The sequence below is a fragment of the Paucibacter sp. JuS9 genome, from assembly GCF_044043925.2.
Taxonomy (GTDB): domain Bacteria; phylum Pseudomonadota; class Gammaproteobacteria; order Burkholderiales; family Burkholderiaceae_C; genus JAUASW01.
In genome coordinates this window covers 1,063,525-1,081,063 of sequence record NZ_CP194172.1, presented here as the reverse complement: position 1 = coordinate 1,081,063, position 17,539 = coordinate 1,063,525, and the positions used below count along the sequence as shown (strand labels likewise).

The following is a 17,539-nucleotide window of genomic DNA, read 5'->3' as shown; positions in this document are numbered from 1 at the left end:
CGGGAGTATGCCAATTCGCTCCATGACGCCCGACCATGCCAAATCGCAAGTGCGACTGCAAAACCACGCCCTGCCCCGCAAAAAGGGATTACCCTAGGCAGAAATTCAGGGAAAGCGTCGAACAGTTGCACTGTCCCGGCATGTCCGCGATAGCCCTGTCGACACCGGAGACGGAAATGCCGAAGATCCATACAAATGGATACAGCCGCACGCACGCGCTCTCGGGGTCTAGAGGATGGGGCGGCGGCCGCAGGCAAAGCACAACCGTTGGAGACCAGACCTAGATGAATGACATGCAAGCCCCTGCGGACGAAGACCCGGGCATGCAGCCGCTGCTCGCGGCGGCCGAGCTCCAGGATCATCTGATGACGGTCACCAATGATCTGGAGCGCTTGCAGCGCCTGCTCGACGACGCAGGCGAAGCCCTCTCCGCCCACTTCTTCAGTGCCTCGACCCAGCTCAACCACCTGCTGCAGGAAGCCGCCGAAGCCGGCCTCCAGAGCGATGGCCTGCTGCAGATCCGCTCCGATGTGGCCGGCGCGATCACCGCCCTGCAGTTCCAGGACATGGCCACGCAACTGATTGCCCATACCAGCCAGCGCCTGCGCAATTGCTCGGACCAGTTGGCCCGCGATACCTTTGGCGATGACGAAGATGGCCTGGCCGTGGTCGAAATAGCGCCGCTGCGCCCCAATCCTGTCACGCAGGACGAGATGGATGCAGGCTCAATCGAGCTGTTTTGAATACAGAATCAACAGATCAACCAAACACAAGTTACCCCGGAGAGAAAGCGATGCACTCAATTCTTGCTGTGGACGATTCGGCCTCGATGCGCCAGATGGTCTCCTTCACGCTGAAGAACGCAGGTTTCAATGTGGTCGAGGCCGTGGATGGGCAAGATGCCTGGGAAAAGTCCAGCCAGCGTGACTTCGACCTGGTGCTGACAGACCAGAACATGCCGCGCATGGACGGCATCAGCCTGACCAAGAAGCTGCGCGACAACCCGAAGTTCAAGACCACGCCGATCCTGATCCTGACCACCGAGTCCAGCGACCAGATGAAGCAGGCCGGCCGTGCGGCTGGCGCCACCGGCTGGCTGGTCAAGCCTTTTGACCCTGCCAAGCTGATCGAGGTGATCGGCAAGGTGATCCGCTAATTTGCGTGCGTTGAAAGCAGGAGTCCGGACATGGGAGATATGACCTCCGAAGGCGCAAGCATCAGTGCTGGCATTGACCTGAGCCAGTTCTACCAGGTCTTCTTTGAAGAAGCGGGTGAGAACCTGGACAACATGGAGCAGATGCTCCTGAATCTGAACATCGAGACGGCGGACGACGAGGAGTTGAACGCCATCTTCCGCTGCGCTCACTCGATCAAGGGCGGCGCCGCCACCTTCGGCTTCAGCGACGTGGCCGAGCTGACCCACATCATGGAGACGCTGCTGGACAAGCTGCGCCGTCATGAGTTGCAGGCCTCGGCGCCGATGGTCGACGTGCTCCTGCAGTCCGGTGATGCGCTGCGCGCGCAGCTGGGTCGCCATGCTGGTAACGGTGGCGACGCTGTCGATACCGTCGAGCTGATCAGCAGCATCCGCACCTTCGTCGAAGGCGGCACGCCCGCCGCCGCTGCACCCGCCGCGCCGAAGGCCGCCCCTGCGCCAGCGCCCGCTGCCGCGGCACCTGTGGCCTCTGGCAAGCCTGGCGCTCGTTTCATCGAGCTGCAGGTCGGCCCGTTGGACAACCCGTCGCAAGCCGACAACCTGGTCGACCTGTTCAAGGAAATCACCGACCTCGGCACCATCGAGCCGCTGGACGGCGGCGTTGCTGCCGACGGCATGCGCCGCTTCAAGGTCTTGACCAGCAGCAGCGACAACGACTTGCTGGACCTGTTCACCTTCCACGTCGCCCGCGAGCAGGTCAAGATCCTGCCGCTGAGCGATGGCTTCGGTTTCCATGAGGGCGCGCCCGGCGCACCCGAGCCGGAGGCCAAGGACATGGGCTACGGCTTCTTCGACGACGCACCCGGCTCGCCTGGTGCAGCCAGCGGCGACATCAAGCCCGTGGTCGCTGCCGCGCCGGTTGCAGCAGCGCCCAAGGCCGCTGCACCGAAGGTCGAGGCCAAGGGAGCGCCCGGCGGCATGGACCAATCCACGCTGCGCGTCTCTGTCGAAAAGGTCGATCAGCTGATCAATCTGGTGGGCGAGCTCGTCATCACCCAAGCCATGCTGGCGCAGAACAGCGCCGGCCTCGACCCAGCCCTGTACCAGCAGCTGGCCTCGGGCCTGGCCGACCTGGAGCGCAATACCCGCGATCTGCAGGAATCGGTGATGTCGATTCGCATGATCCCGATGTCGGTCGTGTTCAACCGCTTCCCGCGCATGCTGCGCGACCTGGCCTCCAAGCTGGGCAAGAAGGTCGAGCTGGTCACGCAAGGTGAAGCCACCGAGCTGGACAAGGGCCTGGTCGAGAAGATCACCGACCCCCTCACCCACCTGGTGCGCAACAGCTGCGACCACGGCGTCGAAATGCCTGCCGACCGCGCGGCCAAGGGCAAGCCCGAGACCGGCACGATCACGCTCGTGGCCTCCCATCAGGGCGGCTCGATCGTCATCGAAGTGCGCGACGACGGCCGCGGCCTGAACCGCCAGAAGCTCTTGACCAAGGCCCGCGAGAAGGGCATCGACGCGCCGGACAGCATGACCGACAACGAGGTCTACAACCTGATCTTCGCGCCTGGCTTCTCCACGGCTGACCAGGTCACCGACGTATCCGGCCGCGGTGTCGGCATGGACGTGGTGAAGCGGAACATCACCCAACTGGGCGGCACGGTCGAGATCGACTCGGCCGAAGGCTACGGCATGAAGGTCTCGGTGCGCCTGCCGCTGACGCTGGCCATCATGGATGGCATGAGTGTGGGTGTTGGTGAAGAGGTCTACATCCTGCCACTGGCCTCGGTGGTCGAGTCCTTCCAGGTGCAGTCCGACACCATCAAGACCGTGGGCGGGTCGGGCCGCGTGGTCGAGGTGCGCGACGAATTCATGCCGGTTATTGAGCTTGAGCAAGTCTTCAACGTTCCACGCTTCGATTTCGAGCATGTCTCGTCCATCATGGTGGTCGTCGAAGCCGAGGGCGGCCGCGTCGCCCTGCTGGTCGACGAACTGCTCGGGCAGCAGCAGGTGGTGGTCAAGAACCTCGAGGCCAACTACCGCAAGGTCACCGATGTCTCGGGTGCCACCATCATGGGCGATGGCCGCGTGGCATTGATCCTGGACGTTGGCAGCCTGATTCGCCGATCGCGCCACTGAGACCACTCGTCTCGACACCTGTCAGACCGTCGAGAAACATTCGGGAAAATAACAATGTCGTTCAGCGCCTTGATCCGTCAATTCAGCATTCGAACCCGCATGATCGGGGCCATCGCCATGGTCCTGGCCCTGCTCGTCATGGTGGGCGGGGTCGGCCTTCTCGGCATGAACTCGCTGCGTGCGCAGACCAAGCAGTTTGCCGAGATGTCGGTGGCCGAGGCCAACAGTCTCAGCCGCCTGATCGGTGCCATGGGCGACCTACGCCGCTATGAAAAGGACATGATCATCAGCGTCGGCAGTGCCGATGAGGTGCGCAGCCAGCGCAAGCGCTGGGACGAAGCCCGCCAGGGCTTTGCGGCCGCCGCCAAGGAAATGCTCAGTGGCGAGGAAGATGCCGACAACCAGGTGCTGCGCCAGATGCTGCCCCTGATCGACAGCTATGCCGACAAGGTACAGCCGGTGTTCGGCAAGCTCGAATCGGGCGGCTACAGCGACGTCGTCGCCGCCAACAAGGATCTCAGCGCCGGCAAGGAGTCGATCAGGGAAGCGGAAAAGCTGCTGGAGGGGCTGCGCGAAGCGCTGAGCAAGGAATCCCAGCTTGCTCAAGCCGCTGCCGAGAAGACCCAGTCCGCCATGCTGACCTGGTTCGTCGTCGTGCTGGTCCTCAGCGCCGTGGTCGTCGCACCGCTGACGCTGCTCAATATGCAAAGCATCTGCGAGCCTCTGGCCGAAGCCGAGGCGCTGGCCGAAGCCATCGCCGAAGGCGATCTGACCCAAACGCTCAGGTCGGTGGAGGGCAAGGACGAGGCTTCCAACCTGATGCATTCCTTGCACAAGATGCAGCAGGCGCTGCAGGGCCTGATCGGTCAGCTGCGAGTGGCCGCAGACAGCATCCGCACCGCATCGGTCGAGATTGCCACCGGCAACCAGGACCTGTCGGGCCGGACCGAGCAAACCGCCTCCAACCTGCAGCTGGCGGCCTCGTCGATGGAACAACTGACAGGCACGGTCAAACAGACAGCCGACTCGGCGCGCACCGCCAACCAACTGGCCTCATCGGCCTCTTCTGCCGCCGCGCGTGGCGGTGAAGTGGTGGGCCACGTGGTCAGCACGATGGACGAGATCAACACCAGCTCCAAGAAGATCAACGACATCATCGGCGTGATCGATGGCATCGCCTTCCAGACCAATATCCTGGCGCTGAACGCGGCAGTGGAAGCCGCCCGTGCCGGCGAACAGGGTCGCGGCTTTGCGGTGGTGGCGAGCGAAGTCCGTTCGCTGGCCCAGCGCAGCGCCGAGGCCGCCAAGGAAATCAAGACCCTGATCGGCGCCAGCGTCGAGCGGGTCGAGACTGGCTCTCGCCTGGTGCAGGAAGCCGGCAGCTCGATGAGCGAAATCGTGGCCGGTGTGCAGCGCGTGACCGACATCATTGGCGAAATCTCCGCTGCCGCCAGTGAACAGAGCGACGGCATCGGCAATGTCAACCAGTCGGTGGTGCAGCTTGACCAGATGACGCAGCAGAACGCTGCTCTGGTCGAGCAATCGGCGGCAGCGGCCGAAAGCCTGCGTGACCAGGCCGAGCGGCTGGCACAGTCGGTCGACCGCTTCCGCATCAGCGCCTCGGCACCTTCCCACCCAGGCCCCGCTGCTGCAGTGCGCACCACGCGCAAGCCGGCAGCCGGCAACAGCACGGTGGCCAGGTCTCAGCCCGCTTCCAGCCCGTCCAGGGCTGGCGCCACAGCCCGGCCGACTACCGCCCAGCCAGCCCTGAAAAAGGCGCCTGTGGCTGTGGCAACTGCGCAAAAGTCCGTCACCCGCCCTGCAGCAGCCGCACCGGCTCGTGAAACGGTCACGCCCGACGCTGGCGGCGACTGGGAAAGCTTCTGAAGCCGGATTACAGTCCGTCGTCCCCTTCGCATTGCTGAATGAACCACCAAGAGGCCCAAATGGATAACATGCACGAAACCTCCACCGCTGTGGTCCCCCGCGATTCCGGTGCGCTGATGGTCAATCAGAAGGCACACGTGCCGCACAACGGCGAGTACCTGACCTTCCGTCTGGGCTCCGAGGAATATGGCATCGACATCCTGAAGGTGCAGGAAATCCGCTCCTACGAGCAGCCGACCCGCATTGCCAACGCGCCCGAGTTCATCAAGGGTGTGGTCAACCTGCGCGGCGTGATCGTGCCCATCGTCGACCTGCGCCTGAAGCTCGGTTGCGCCACGGCCGAGTACAACAGCTTCACCGTGGTCATCGTCTTGAACGTGAAGAACCGCGTCGTCGGCGCCGTGGTCGATTCGGTGTCAGACGTGCTTGAACTGAGCCGCGATGCGATCCGCCCTGCCCCTGAGCTGAGCTCGGCCGCGGTGGACACCAGCTTCATCACCGGCATCGGCGCCATCAATGAGCGCATGCTCATCCTCATGGACATCGAAGGCCTGATGAGCAGCGCCGACATGGGCCTGATGGACAGCGTGACCTCGGCCGCCGCGAACTGAGCGTTCGACTGACAAAAAGCAAAGGCGCCGCGAGGCGCCTTTTTCATTGGGTCAACTTGGCCTTGCGCGACCCGGCCTGCCCTACTGCGTGTCCGCCTCACGCAAAGTCGCCACCACCGGTCGGTTGAGCACCCCGCGCAAGCCCCACCAGCCCGCGGCCTGCGCCAGCAAGGCGCCGGCAAGTGCGCTGCCCAGCGGCACCCAGGCGCTTGCGCTCCACTGGAACTCGAACACATAGCGGGCCAGCAGCCAGCCCAGCAGCAGCGCGACGCAGCCGGCCAAGCCACCGGCAAGTGCCCCCAGGCCCAGCAGCTCGGCCCGCTGCACCTGGGCCAGCAGCCTGCCGCTGGCACCCAAGGCACGCATCAGGGCGAACTCGCGCGTGCGCGCATCGCGGGTGCTCGAGACGGCCGCCAAGAGCACCACAAGGCCGGTCGCCAGCGTGAAGGCGAACAGGTACTGCACGGCCTGGATCACCTGGTCCAGTACCTGCTGAACCTGGCGCAATTGCGCCGACACGTCGACAACGGTCACGTTCGGGAATTCGCGCGTAAGCGCCGTGTCCAGCCCCCTGCCGGCAGGCGACTTGTAGGCCGAGATGAAGCTGCTGGGCAGTTCGGGCATGTGCGCCTGCGGGAACAGCACGAAGAAGTTGACACGCATCGAGCTCCAGTCAACCTTGCGCAGATTGCTGATGCGCCCCTCCACCTGCGTGCCGGCCACGTCGAAGCGCAGACGGTCGCCGAGTTTCAGCCCGAGCTGCTCGGCCAAGCCGGTCTCCACGCTCAAGCCCTCGGCTTCGTCCGCCGTCCAGGCCCCCTGCACAACCTTGTTGTGGCTGGGCAGCTCGGCCGTGTGGCTGAGGTTGAACTCGCGCTCGGCCAGACGCTGGGCGCGCTCTTCCTTGAATTGCTTGGGCTCGATGGGCTTGCCATTGATGGCAATCAGGCGGCCGCGGATCATCGGATACCAGTCCAGGCGCTTGACCTCAGCTGCCACGAGGCGCGCGCGAAACGCCTCGCCCTGCTCCGGTTGGATGTTGATGACGAAGCGGTCCGGCGCATCGGCCGGTGTGGCCGAGCGCCAGCTGGCTATCAGGTCGGTTCGCAATAGCACCAAGAGCGAAAGCGCCAGGAGTCCCACGGCCAGCGAAGCCACCTGCACCACGGCAAACGCCGGCCGCGCCGCGACCTGGCGCGTGGCCAGCAAGAGCCAGCGCGGCGCGCCATTGCCATTGACGCTGATCGGTACGACCTTGCGCAAGAGCACAACGGTCAGCCAGGCCAGCAGCGCAAAGAAGCCCAGTGCCACGCCAAAGCCGCCAGCCGAAATCAAGCCCAGCTTGGCGTCGTCAGCCAGCGCCATCAGGATGGCCGCAAAGCCGAGCACGCCGCTGACCAGCACCAGCAAGGACCCGCCCTTCAGATTGCCCAGATCACGCCGCATCACGCGCAACGGCGGCACGGCGGCGAGCTGCAAGACCGGTGGCAGCCCAAAGCCCAGCAGCAGCGACAAGCCCAACCCCAGGCCCAAGAGGCCGGGCTTGGCGCTCGGCAGTGGCAGGCTGACGTCGATCAGCCCTGACAGCAGTGCCACGAAGCCATAGTGCAAGCCAAAGCCCAGCGCCACTCCGATCAGGCTGGCGATCACGCCCGCGGTTCCGAACTCCAGGCCGTAGACCCAGGCGATGCGGCGTTGCGGTTGCCCCAGCACCCGCTGCATCGCGCAGTCGTCCAGATGGCGCGAGGCGAAGTCGCGTGCCGCCAGGGCCACGGCAACGGCCGCCAGCAAGGCGGCCAGCATTGCGACGAGGTTGAGGAACTTGCCGGCCCGGTCCAGGGTCTGGCGCATTTCGGGGCGGCCGTTTTCCAGCGACTCGAGGCGCACACCGCGCAAATGCTCGGTCTCGATCATCTTGCTGGCACGCTCAACATAGCTGCGCACCGCGCTCGCCTGAGCCGCTTCACCGGCCAGGGCCAGGCGATAGCTCACCCGACTGGCCGGCTGGATGAGGCCGGTTGCCGGCAGATCGGCGACATGGATCATCAGCCGCGGCGCGAAATTCATGAAACCGGCGCCGCGATCGGGCTCGTTGCGGATCACGCCCGCGAGCACCAGGCTGCTGTCGCCCAGCAGCACCGTGTCCCCCTGCTTCAGGCCCAGGGCATCGAGCACCGCCGGGTCGGCCCAGGCCTGGCCGCGTGCCGGCGTGCCAACGTTGCGCCCGTCTTCCAATTGGAGCTTGCCGCGCAAGGGGTAGCCAGCGCCCACGGCCTTGACGGCCACGAGCCGGCTGGCGCCGCCGCGCGCATCCGGCGCACGGGCCATGCTGGGGAAGGTGGCGCTGTCCACATGGCTGATGCCCAGCTCCGTGCCCAGCGCCTTCAAGGCAGCGGGCGTGGGTTGGTCGCTGGAGACCACCGCGTCGCCGCCCAGCAGCTGGGCGGCATCGCGCTTCAGGCCCTGGTCGAGCCGGTCCGACAGGAAGCCGACCGAACACAGCGCCGCCACGGCCAGCGCGACGGCCAGCATCAAGAGGCGCAACTCGCCGGCGCGGGCATCGCGCCAGAACTGGCGCCAGGCCAACTGCAGGACCGAGGGAGGCGTAGGGGCAATAGCAGATTCAGGCATGGCCCGACTGTAGCGGCGAGCGGGCATGCAAGCCGTTCGAATGGCCCGTACAAGAATTCAGCGCGGTCCGGCGCAGCGGCAGGCGTTCAATGGGAGCCATGAACACGCACGTCCATGCTCCGCTGTTTCTCTCCCATGGTTCGCCGATGACCGCGCTGGAGCCGCGCGAGGCAGGCGCCTTCCTGCAGCAGCTCGGTCGGCAGATCGATGAGCGCTTCGGCCGGCCGCGCGCCATCCTCATTGTCTCGGCCCACACCTCGGGCCGCATGCCGGTGCTGCTGGCCGGCACTCGACATCAGGCGATCTACGACTTCGGCGGCTTCGATCCCAAGCTGCAGACGCTGCGCTACGACGCGCCCGGCGCGCCGGCGCTGGCCGAGGAAGCCCAGGCCCTGCTGAAGGCGGCCGGCATAGAAACCGCCCGTGTTGACCAGGCTGGCCTGGACCACGGCATCTGGGTGCCCTTGCGCTATATGTACCCGCAGGCCGACATCCCGGTGCTGCCGCTGGCCTTCGTGCCCACGCAGAGCCCGGCCCAGCAATTCGCCTTGGGCGAGGCCCTGGCGCCGCTGGCTGCACAGGGCGTGCAGATCATCGGCAGCGGCAGCATCACCCACAACTTGCGCATGGTCTTCATGGGCAATCCGGCAATTGATGCCGAGGAGATTGGGCCGTCGGCCGCCTTCCGCCAGTGGATGGTCGAACGCAGCGTCGCGCGGGACTGGGAGGCGCTGAAGAACTACCGCCGACAGGCACCGCATGCGCTGGACATGCATCCGACCGACGAGCATCTGCTGCCCTGGTACATCGCTGCCGGCGCCGGCGGCCGCGAGGCTGCGGCGCGCCGCATCCATGCCAGCCTGACCTTCGGCAGTCTGGGCATGGACGCCTTTGCCTTCGGGCCCTCGGCCAGCGCCTGGGACGCCGTCTGAAGCTCCACAAGCCCGTGCCTCCGTGACATCATGGGCGCTCCTCGAGCAGGAGTGCCCATGGACACGCATCAAACGCCTTGGCTTCGTCTGTCTCTTGCCACCCTTGCTGTCGCCACTCTGGCGGCATGCAGCCCGCAAGGCGCCCAGCCGGTCACCGAAAAGCCGGGTGACAAGCTGGGCAGCCAGGCCCAGCCAGGACCTGTGCCGATGCAAGCGCCGGGTCAGGCGCCGCCTGCCGCGAATCTGCGGGCTCCGGCCCAGGCCTTGGCCCAGGGTGAGCAAGCGGTCGACATCGTCGATGCACAGGGCTTCGGCCAGCCCATCGCCGCGGCCAGTGCCATGATCCCGGCAGGCTGGCGAACGCAAGGCGGCGTGAACTGGAACCGCCAGACGAACTGCGTTGGCAACCAGATGCGCATCGAATGGCTGGCCAGCTCGCCTGATGGGCAGCAGGCCCTGGAGATCCTGCACGGCTTCAGCTGGCAGGTGCAAGGCACGCAGATCCAGATGAACCCCTGCCCCGCCGTGCCCTTCAACTCCACTCAGGCCTTTCTCGCCGGCGTCGTGCAGCAGCGGCGCCCCGGCGCGCAGATCGTGGAATACCGCGACCGCGCCGACCTGTCGCAGGCGGCCCGCGCCGCAACCGCTGCGCCGCAGGGCGGCACGCGCATGCATTTCGATGCCGGGCAGATGCTGATCGCCTACCAGGTCAATGGCCAGCCGGTGCGCGAGCTGTTCAGTGCCAGCGTCACCTTTTCCGAGCTGCAGGGCAATGTGGTGGGCGGCACCTCGATGGTGTTTGCGCAGCGTGCGCCCGAGGGCCAGCTGGACCCCAAGGTCGGCGACCGCATCACCTCGTCGATCAAGGCCAATCCGCAATGGGTCGCGATGATGCAGGGTTCCACCAGGGATGCCGAGCAGCGCTTCTCATCCAATCAACGGCAGGAGATCGAGCGCTGGCACGCTGGCGAGATGGCAAGGATCAACGCAAAGGGTGCGGCCGACCGCGCCGCCATCCGATCGCAGACGAATGCCGAGGTGGCGCAGATCTACTCGAACACCAATGCCAATACGCAGGCCACCAACGACAACATGCACCGCCGCAACCTGGAGGCGATTGGCGAATACAACACCTACCGCGATGCCAACGGCAACAACGTGCGCGCCAGCATCCATGGCGGCCAGCGCGTGATCCGAAATCCCGATGGCACGTACACGACGACCAGCAACCCCTATGCCACGCCACCGGTGGGCGGTGAGGAGCTGAAGAAGGTGCGCTGAGAGGGAGTGGAGCGCAAGGAAGTGGAGCGGGTGATGGGAATCGAACCCACGTATCGAGCTTGGGAAGCTAGCGTTCTACCATTGAACTACACCCGCGAAGTGGCCAGATTCTAGCGCCGGCATTGGAGCGCGCTCTCTAGGAAATCGGGCTGGCTTGGGTATCCCTCCCTAGAACTCACCACCCATACTGGCTTCAGTCGATTTGTCTTCAACTGAACCAGCAAGGATGCCCCGATGCGCAAGCCCACCCTGACCCACGTCACCCTGAACACCGTCGAGCAGTGCCGCAGCGCCGCCACGCAAGTCGTCAAGGCCTACCGCCTGGGCGGCCACCGCGTCATCGGCAAGGTCAAGACAAGCAACGAACGCGTTAACACCCTGACTCAGCTGGCAGCCAAGGGCGTGGACCAGGTCGCCGACCGCAGCGAGCAGCTGATCGACATCAGCGCCAAGACCACCGCCACGCAGATCAGCAAGGCCGCGAAGTTCGCCAACAGCATCGACAATCCGGTCCTGGCCAACGGCCTGCAGACCGCTTCGCGCCTGAGCCTGCCCAGCGCCCTGGCCGTGCTGGCCGTGGCCGGCAAGGCTGCCGCCGGTGCCGACAGCCTGGTGAAGGCTGTTGAAGTGAAGCGCCCGGCCCGCAAGGCCCGCGCCGCTGTCAAGCCGCTCGCCAGCAAGGTCGCCAAGAAGGTCGTCAAGGCTGCCAAGGCGGTGGCAAAGCCTGCTGCCAAGCCTGTCCGCAAGGCACCGGCCCGCCGCGCTGCTGCGCCGGCAGCAGTTGTCGCGCCGGTGGTGGCCAAGGCCAAGCGCGTTCGCGTTGCAGCCAAGCAGGCCGTCGAAGCCGTGGCAGCGACAGCAGCCGCCTGAGTTGGAGCGCTCCAAGCAAAAAGCCCGACTCAGGTCGGGCTTTTTGTTTGACGGGGCAGCGCTCTCAGGGCCTGGGCAAGGCGGCCGCGGTGCGTCGCCAATTCAGCTCAGAGCTTGAACAAGGAGACCACGCGAGACAGCGTCTGCGCCTGTAGCTTGAGGCTCTCGGCGGCGGCAGCCGATTCCTCGACCAGGGCGGCGTTCTGCTGCGTCACCTGGTCCATCTGCATCACGGCGTCGCTGATCTGGTCGATGCCCTGGCTTTGCTCGCGGCTGGCCAGGCTGATCTCGGCCAGCAACTGGCTGACGCGCTGGACTTGCGACACGATGTCGTCCATCGTGCGGCCGGCCTCGGTGACCTGCGCAGCGCCGGCCTCGACCCGCTCGACACTGGCGCCAATCAGGTTCTTGATCTCCTTGGCAGCCTCGGCCGAGCGGCTGGCCAGCGAGCGCACCTCACTCGCCACCACGGCAAAGCCACGGCCCTGCTCACCTGCCCGCGCGGCTTCCACGGCGGCGTTCAGCGCGAGGATGTTGGTCTGGAATGCGATGCCATCGATCACGCCGATGATGTCGCTGATCTTCTTGGACTGGTCGGTGATCTGGCCCATGGTCGTGACCACGCCCTGCACCACCTGCCCACCCTTGCCGGCCACGCCCGAAGCCTTGGCCGCGAGGCTGTTGGCCTCTTCCGAAGTCATCGAGTTCTGCTTGACGGTCGAGGTCAGCTCCTCCATCGAGGCGGCGGTTTCTTCCAGGCTGCTCGCCTGCTCCTCAGTGCGCTGGCTGAGGTCCATGCTGCCGCTGGCGATCTCGGTGGAGCCCGAAGTGATGGACTCGGCACAATCGCGCACCTGGCTGACGATGTCCACCAGGCCCTGATTCATCTTGGCCAGGGCTCCGAGCAACTGGGCGGTTTCGTCCGAGCCGCTGAATTCGATCTTGCGGCGCAGGTCGCCGGCGGCCACGGTTTCCGCAATCTCGACGGCTTCCTTCAAGGGGCCGGTGATCGAGCGCACGATCATCACCGACAGCACCGCAGCCACCGCCAGTGTCAGCAGGAACACGATGATGCTCGTCCATAGCAGCGCCTTGAAGGCCTCCTGGCTGGCCTTGTACTCGCTCTCGGCCACGGTCAACTGCAGGTCGATCAATTCCTGCAGATCGCCAGCCAGGGGGTCGATCGCCGGATACATCTCGGCGCCGGCAAACTTGGCCACGCCTTCGAGATTGCCTGCACGGGCCAGTTCGAGCAGCTTGGCGGCGGCGCCCTCGGCGGCTTTCAGGGCCGGTCTGGTCTTGTCGATCAGGGCCTGCTCTTCCTTGGTCAGCTCGGTGGCCAGATAGGCCTTCCACTCCTTGTCTACAGTTTTCAGCGCCTGTTCGATGGCTCGCACTGCAGCATCGGGCTTCATGCCGCCATCGCGCAGCTTGTGCGCTGAATCGACAACGCCGATGGCATAGCCGTCCGCCACTTCATTGAGCTGCTTGACCGGCACCATGCGGTCGCCATAGAGCGAGCGCAAGGTGTTGTTCGAGCTGTCCAGCCGCATCAGCGAGACAAGCACCACCAGGGCCAGCAGCCCCAGCAGGCCGACAACCAACAAGGCCAGCCTCTTACTGATCGAGATCGAGTTCATGTGCATTCCCCTTTTAACAAGGTCTTCAACCCAGCTACCCCAACCAGGCAAAACACTCAGCGAATCTCTCGACGCAATCCTCAGTAAATGAAGGGCTGCGGCTGCTCCAGCCCATACCCTTGTGCGAAATCGACACCCAAATCGGTGAGCAGGGCGATGATCGCCCCGTTCTCGGCATATTCGGCAATCGTGCGCCGGCCCATGACCTGCCCGATCTCGTTGATCGAACGCACCATGGCACGGTCCACCGGGTCGCTCACCATGTCCTTGACGAAGACACCGTCGATCTTCAGGAAGTCGACCGGCAAGGACTTCAGATAGGCATAGGACGAGACGCCGCTGCCGAAGTCATCCAGCGCAAAGCGCAATCCCAGGCGGCGGAACTTGTGGATGAAACGCAAGGTGCGCGGCAGGTTGGTCACGGCCACGGTCTCGGTGATCTCGAAGCACAGCTTGGGCGGCGGCAGATGGCCCTCCTCCAGCAGACGCTCGACGAACTCCTCGAACATCGGGTCGCCCAACGACAGACCGGAGAGGTTGACGCTGCACAGCGCCAGACTTTGCAGCTGCTCGGGATGGCGCCGGTAATGCCAGCTGAGGCGGCGCAGCACCCAGCGGTCGATCTGGGCCATCAGGCCGAAGCGCTCGGCCGCCGGAATGAAGCCATGCGGCTGCACCAGACCGCCCTGCTCGTCGCGCATGCGCAGGAGCACCTCGAAATGCTCGCCCTCCTCGTTGACCTGCAGGGGCTTGATGCGCTGGCGGTACAAAACGAAGCGGTCTTGCTCGAGCGCCTGGGTGAGGCGCGGCGCCAGCTGCATCTGGGCCTGGCGCGTCTGCAGGTCGCCCACCTGCTCGTCATAGACATGCACGCGGTTGCGGCCTTCTTCCTTGGCCGCGAAACAGGCGGCATCGACCCGGCCCAGCAGCGCGTCGACCGAGGTCTCGTCACCCTTCACGGCGGCCAGGCCAACGCTGGCGGCCACGCCAAAGGTGTGCTGTTCCCAGACGAAGCGATATTCCTCGATGGCGCGGCGGATCTGGTCGGCCTGACGCTTGCCCTGTTCGATGCTGACGCCGACCAGCAGTGCGGCGAACTCGTCACCCCCCAGCCTCGCCAGCAGGTCCCCCGGCCCCAGCAGGCCGCGTATCAGCTCCGCCACTTCACGCAGCAGCTCATCGCCGGCCACGTGGCCACAGACGTCATTGACCACCTTGAACTGGTCCAGGTCCAGGTAGAGAAGGCAATGCGGCAGGCCGGCACGGCTGCTCAGCAGGTGAGCGAATGCGTCCTCGAAGGCCGGCCGGTTCAGCAGCCGGGTCAGGAAGTCGTGACGCGCCAGGAAGTTGAGCCGGTCTTCGGCCTGACGGCGCTCATTGACCTCCAGGCGCAGGTTGCGGTTGGCCACCGAGAGTTCGCGCGTGCGCTCGAGCACCCGGCGCTCGAGTTCCTGACGCGCTTCCTCGAGGCCGGCATTCTTCTCGGCCAGCTCGCGCACCAGCCAGCCCAGCTTCAGATGTGCCATCACGCGTGCGCCAAGCTCGGCTTCGCGCACAGGCTTGACGAGGTAATCTACGCCACCGACCGCAAAGCCCGCATCGACGTTGTCGCCAGCGCCGGTCACGAAGATCACCGGTATGCCGGCCGTCATCGGATTGCTCTTCAGGCGCCGGCAGGTTTCCAGGCCGTCGATGCCAGGCATCATGATGTCCAGCAGGATCAGGTCCGGCAGCAGGCGCTCGACGATCTGCAGGGCCCGCTCGCCGCTGGTGGCGGTGGACAACTCATGGCCCAGCGGTTGCAGGAGACCGCTGATGACCTCCAGATTGGCCGGCGTGTCATCAACGATCAGGATGCGCGCGCTGCGGCTGGTGCTGGTGCTGGTGCTGGCTTCAATCATGGTCGGCCTCCGCCAGGGCTGCAGAAAAACCGTCCCAGTCGAAGCGGCGCAGCATCTGCCGCAGCAGCTCCACAGCCTCGGCATCGCCACCGGCCACCAGCCAGCCGTCCAGCAGGCGTTGCGCCTTGGTCAGCTCCCCCAGCTCGGCCGCCTCGCGCAGGGCATGGCGCAGCGCCTCCGGCACATGCGGTCGGCCGGTTGCGGGGGGCAGGTCTTGCCTGGCCGGGCTCGAGGTATCGATCAGATGCACACCCAACAGCTGCGTCAGCGTGGCTACGATGTCCATGAGCATAAAGGGTTTGCTGACCGCTTCATCAAAGCCGGCCGAGAGAAAGTCTTCCCGCCTCATCGTCAGGCTGGACGCCGACACAGCCACGATGGGCAGTTGCGCCGTCGCAGCCTGGGCGCGCAGGTGCTTGAGCGCCTGGATGCCGTCCATGCGGGGCATGCGCAGGTCCATGTAGATGATGTCGGGCGGCCGGGCCAGCGCCAGATCGCAGCCCTCCTGGCCATCGACCGCCAATTGCACCTCGGCACCCAGGCCTTGCAAGGTCTCGCCGAGGATGCGGCGGTTGTCATCGTTGTCGTCCACCACAAGGGCCCGCACGCTGCGCTCCAGCCGCCCCTGGACCGGGCCTTGCCTGACGGCCTTTGGTGCCAGTTCCGCCGCGGCTGCCAGGGGCAGTTCGACACTGGCTTCACAGCCAGGGTTGGCGTTGCGCAAACGCACCCGGCCACCCATCGCATGCACAAGCCCGCGCGTGATCGCCAGGCCCAGGCCGGTGCCGCCCTTGGCAATGCCTTCCTCACCCTGGTGAAAGGCTTCGAAGACATGCTCGGCTTCGTTCTCTGGCAGGCCCGGACCGTCGTCGTGGATCAGGAAGCGGAAACGGCCATCGATCAGCCGCTCGGCTCGCAGCTCGATGCGTTCACGGCCGAACTTCATGGCGTTGCCGACCAGATTGATCAGCACCTGGTTGAGCTTGTGGCGGTCGCCGCGCACCGGGCAGGGCTTGGGCAGGACCAGGCCGGTGCACCAGGTCAGGCCTTGCTGGCGGCAGCGCAGCTCGAACAACTCGTCCAGCCCCTGAAGCAGCTCGCTCAGGTCAAACACCTCGTCCTGCAGGTCGATATGGCCGGCCTCGATCTTGGCCATGTCCAGCACCGAATTGATCAGCGCCAGCAGATGCTGGCCCGCCCTGGCGATGGCGTTGACCTTGTGCCGCTCCTCGGGGCCCAGCTGGCCGTCTCGCTGCAGCAATTGCACATAGCCCAGCACGGCATTCATTGGCGTGCGGATTTCGTGGCTCATATTGGCCAGGAAGCGGGTCTTGGCCCGCGAGGCATGCTCGGCGATCAGCAGGGCCTGTTCACGTTCGATCTCGGCCTCGCGCCGCACCTTGATCTCGGCTTGCAGCTCCTGGGCGGCGGCAGCCAGCGCGCGGCGCTGCAGAGCCTGGCGGCGCTGCTGCCAGGCCAAGGCCAGGCTGCCGGCTGCCAGCATCAGGCCGAACACCGCAAAGCCCTGTGCGACGACTCGCACCGGTTGATAAGCTTCGGCCTCGTCGATCTCTGTCGCAAGGCCAAAACCCAGCTCGTCCAGCCATTGCCAGGCACCGATCACGCGCACGCCGCGGTAGTCGCGGTAGCCCTCCACATCGATGCCGCTGCGCCCCGCGACGGCCGACTGCGCCATGCGGGTGAGCGGCCATTGCGCGGCGGGCAGCTTGTTGCGCTGCCCCTGAACCAGATTGACGCCCGGGTCGCCCAGGCGCAGGCCGAGGATGGCCGAATGCGCAGCCGGAGGCAGCAGCCCGATGGCCTGCAGATGGTCGGGAAACCGGCTCTCGGTGTACAACTCACCTTCCGGGCCGAAGGCATAGGACTCGCCCGTGGCACCGAAGCGGGCCACCGCCAGCGTGCGCGATAAACCCGCGCCGGCCAGGCGGTGCAGCAGCAGCGCATGGCGCACGGGCTGCCCCTCGGCAGGCTCGAGCGGCACGGCAAGGCTCACACAGGCAGACTGCCCAGGGCCGCGCCGCTGCAGGCCCAGCACCGTGTTCTCGCCGCGCCGCAAATGCACCAGGCCGCGAGCCCGGGAGAAGTCGGGCGCTTGCGTCCAGCTCACGCTGCTGGCCAGCAGCCGGCCCTCCATGTCGATCAGGCTGACGGCCTGCCCTTGCAGGCCTTCCTCGAGATCCTGGAGCCGCGCATCCAGGCGTGGCCGGTTGCCACTGGCGATGAGCTCGGCCAGCTTGGCACTTTCGAGCGCATGGCGCGCGCGCTGCCACTCGCTTTCCAGCCACAGCTGCATCGATTCGCGGTTGGCCGTCAGCGTGGCCTGCAGCTGGCTTTCGAGCGCCCGTTGCTGGCTGGCGTTGACAACCTGGAAGGTAGGCACGCCAACGGCCAGCGCCGCCAGCATCGGCAGCAACAAGGTCAGGCCCTGCCACCGAGACTCGCGGCGGCTTTGCTTGTCCATGCC

General features: G+C 65.8%; 12 protein-coding genes and 1 tRNA gene. 8 read left to right on the top strand and 5 right to left on the bottom strand.

Annotated features, from left to right (window positions below; all coding sequences use genetic code 11):
* Nucleotides 1-293 precede the first annotated feature (293 nt).
* From ABT392_RS04685 to ABT392_RS04665, 5 genes are all read left to right on the top strand, one after another.
* Complete coding sequence (locus ABT392_RS04685) at nt 294-743, top strand: hypothetical protein (RefSeq protein ID WP_334279855.1); 450 nt, start codon at nt 294-296, stop codon at nt 741-743.
* Nucleotides 744-793: 50 nt separating this feature from the next.
* On the top strand, nt 794-1,156 hold the full coding sequence (locus ABT392_RS04680; RefSeq protein ID WP_282826159.1) for a response regulator: 363 nt from the start codon (nt 794-796) through the stop codon (nt 1,154-1,156).
* A 30-nt stretch (nt 1,157-1,186) separates the two neighbouring features.
* Nucleotides 1,187-3,301 carry a chemotaxis protein CheA gene (locus ABT392_RS04675; protein ID WP_334279854.1) on the top strand — a complete coding sequence of 705 codons (2,115 nt, stop codon included), beginning with the start codon at nt 1,187-1,189 and terminating at the stop codon, nt 3,299-3,301.
* Between the two features lie 54 nt (nt 3,302-3,355).
* Nucleotides 3,356-5,188, top strand: a complete 1,833-nt coding sequence (locus ABT392_RS04670; protein WP_334279853.1) for a methyl-accepting chemotaxis protein — start codon at nt 3,356-3,358, stop codon at nt 5,186-5,188.
* A 116-nt stretch (nt 5,189-5,304) separates the two neighbouring features.
* A complete protein-coding gene (locus tag ABT392_RS04665; protein ID WP_334279887.1) occupies nt 5,305-5,799 on the top strand; it encodes a chemotaxis protein CheW in 495 nt (164 codons plus the stop codon).
* An 81-nt stretch (nt 5,800-5,880) separates the two neighbouring features.
* Here ABT392_RS04665 and ABT392_RS04660 read toward each other — a convergent pair whose 3' ends face one another.
* Nucleotides 5,881-8,430 carry an ABC transporter permease gene (locus ABT392_RS04660; RefSeq protein WP_395386464.1) on the bottom strand — a complete coding sequence of 850 codons (2,550 nt, stop codon included), beginning with the start codon at nt 8,428-8,430 and terminating at the stop codon, nt 5,881-5,883.
* A gap of 98 nt (nt 8,431-8,528) precedes the next feature.
* Here ABT392_RS04660 and ABT392_RS04655 point away from each other — a divergent pair, with 98 nt between their 5' ends.
* On the top strand, nt 8,529-9,362 hold the full coding sequence (locus ABT392_RS04655; protein ID WP_395386465.1) for a dioxygenase family protein: 834 nt from the start codon (nt 8,529-8,531) through the stop codon (nt 9,360-9,362).
* A gap of 57 nt (nt 9,363-9,419) precedes the next feature.
* Nucleotides 9,420-10,643 carry a hypothetical protein gene (locus ABT392_RS04650; protein WP_395386466.1) on the top strand — a complete coding sequence of 408 codons (1,224 nt, stop codon included), beginning with the start codon at nt 9,420-9,422 and terminating at the stop codon, nt 10,641-10,643.
* Between the two features lie 22 nt (nt 10,644-10,665).
* Here the strand turns inward: ABT392_RS04650 and ABT392_RS04645 are convergent.
* Nucleotides 10,666-10,739, bottom strand: a tRNA-Gly gene (locus ABT392_RS04645).
* A gap of 138 nt (nt 10,740-10,877) precedes the next feature.
* Between ABT392_RS04645 and ABT392_RS04640 the strand changes: the two genes are divergently transcribed.
* The gene (locus ABT392_RS04640; RefSeq protein ID WP_395386467.1) at nt 10,878-11,513 is read left to right on the top strand and encodes a hypothetical protein; all 636 of its coding nucleotides are present in this window, start codon (nt 10,878-10,880) and stop codon (nt 11,511-11,513) included.
* Nucleotides 11,514-11,620: 107 nt separating this feature from the next.
* Here ABT392_RS04640 and ABT392_RS04635 read toward each other — a convergent pair whose 3' ends face one another.
* The 3 genes from ABT392_RS04635 to ABT392_RS04625 all read right to left on the bottom strand — a co-directional run bounded on the left by ABT392_RS04635 (nt 11,621) and on the right by ABT392_RS04625 (nt 17,536).
* The gene (locus ABT392_RS04635; protein ID WP_334279848.1) at nt 11,621-13,153 is read right to left on the bottom strand and encodes a methyl-accepting chemotaxis protein; all 1,533 of its coding nucleotides are present in this window, start codon (nt 13,151-13,153) and stop codon (nt 11,621-11,623) included.
* Nucleotides 13,154-13,233: 80 nt separating this feature from the next.
* Nucleotides 13,234-15,054 (bottom strand): GGDEF/EAL domain-containing response regulator, encoded by a 1,821-nt coding sequence (locus ABT392_RS04630; protein ID WP_395386468.1) that lies wholly within the window; start codon nt 15,052-15,054, stop codon nt 13,234-13,236.
* Entirely contained in the window at nt 15,047-17,536 is a 2,490-nt protein-coding gene (locus ABT392_RS04625) for a hybrid sensor histidine kinase/response regulator (protein WP_395386469.1), read from the bottom strand. The genes ABT392_RS04630 and ABT392_RS04625 overlap by 8 nt, the downstream gene beginning before the upstream one ends.
* Nucleotides 17,537-17,539 lie beyond the last annotated feature (3 nt).

Coding starts and splice junctions, on each gene's coding strand:
- ABT392_RS04685 (WP_334279855.1), top strand. CDS start 294: ATGCAAGCCCCTGCGGACGAAGACCCGGGCATGCAGCCGCTGCTCGCG.
- ABT392_RS04680 (WP_282826159.1), top strand. CDS start 794: ATGCACTCAATTCTTGCTGTGGACGATTCGGCCTCGATGCGCCAGATG.
- ABT392_RS04675 (WP_334279854.1), top strand. CDS start 1,187: ATGGGAGATATGACCTCCGAAGGCGCAAGCATCAGTGCTGGCATTGAC.
- ABT392_RS04670 (WP_334279853.1), top strand. CDS start 3,356: ATGTCGTTCAGCGCCTTGATCCGTCAATTCAGCATTCGAACCCGCATG.
- ABT392_RS04665 (WP_334279887.1), top strand. CDS start 5,305: ATGGTCAATCAGAAGGCACACGTGCCGCACAACGGCGAGTACCTGACC.
- ABT392_RS04660 (WP_395386464.1), bottom strand. CDS start 8,430: ATGCCTGAATCTGCTATTGCCCCTACGCCTCCCTCGGTCCTGCAGTTG.
- ABT392_RS04655 (WP_395386465.1), top strand. CDS start 8,529: ATGAACACGCACGTCCATGCTCCGCTGTTTCTCTCCCATGGTTCGCCG.
- ABT392_RS04650 (WP_395386466.1), top strand. CDS start 9,420: ATGGACACGCATCAAACGCCTTGGCTTCGTCTGTCTCTTGCCACCCTT.
- ABT392_RS04640 (WP_395386467.1), top strand. CDS start 10,878: ATGCGCAAGCCCACCCTGACCCACGTCACCCTGAACACCGTCGAGCAG.
- ABT392_RS04635 (WP_334279848.1), bottom strand. CDS start 13,153: ATGAACTCGATCTCGATCAGTAAGAGGCTGGCCTTGTTGGTTGTCGGC.
- ABT392_RS04630 (WP_395386468.1), bottom strand. CDS start 15,054: ATGATTGAAGCCAGCACCAGCACCAGCACCAGCCGCAGCGCGCGCATC.
- ABT392_RS04625 (WP_395386469.1), bottom strand. CDS start 17,536: ATGGACAAGCAAAGCCGCCGCGAGTCTCGGTGGCAGGGCCTGACCTTG.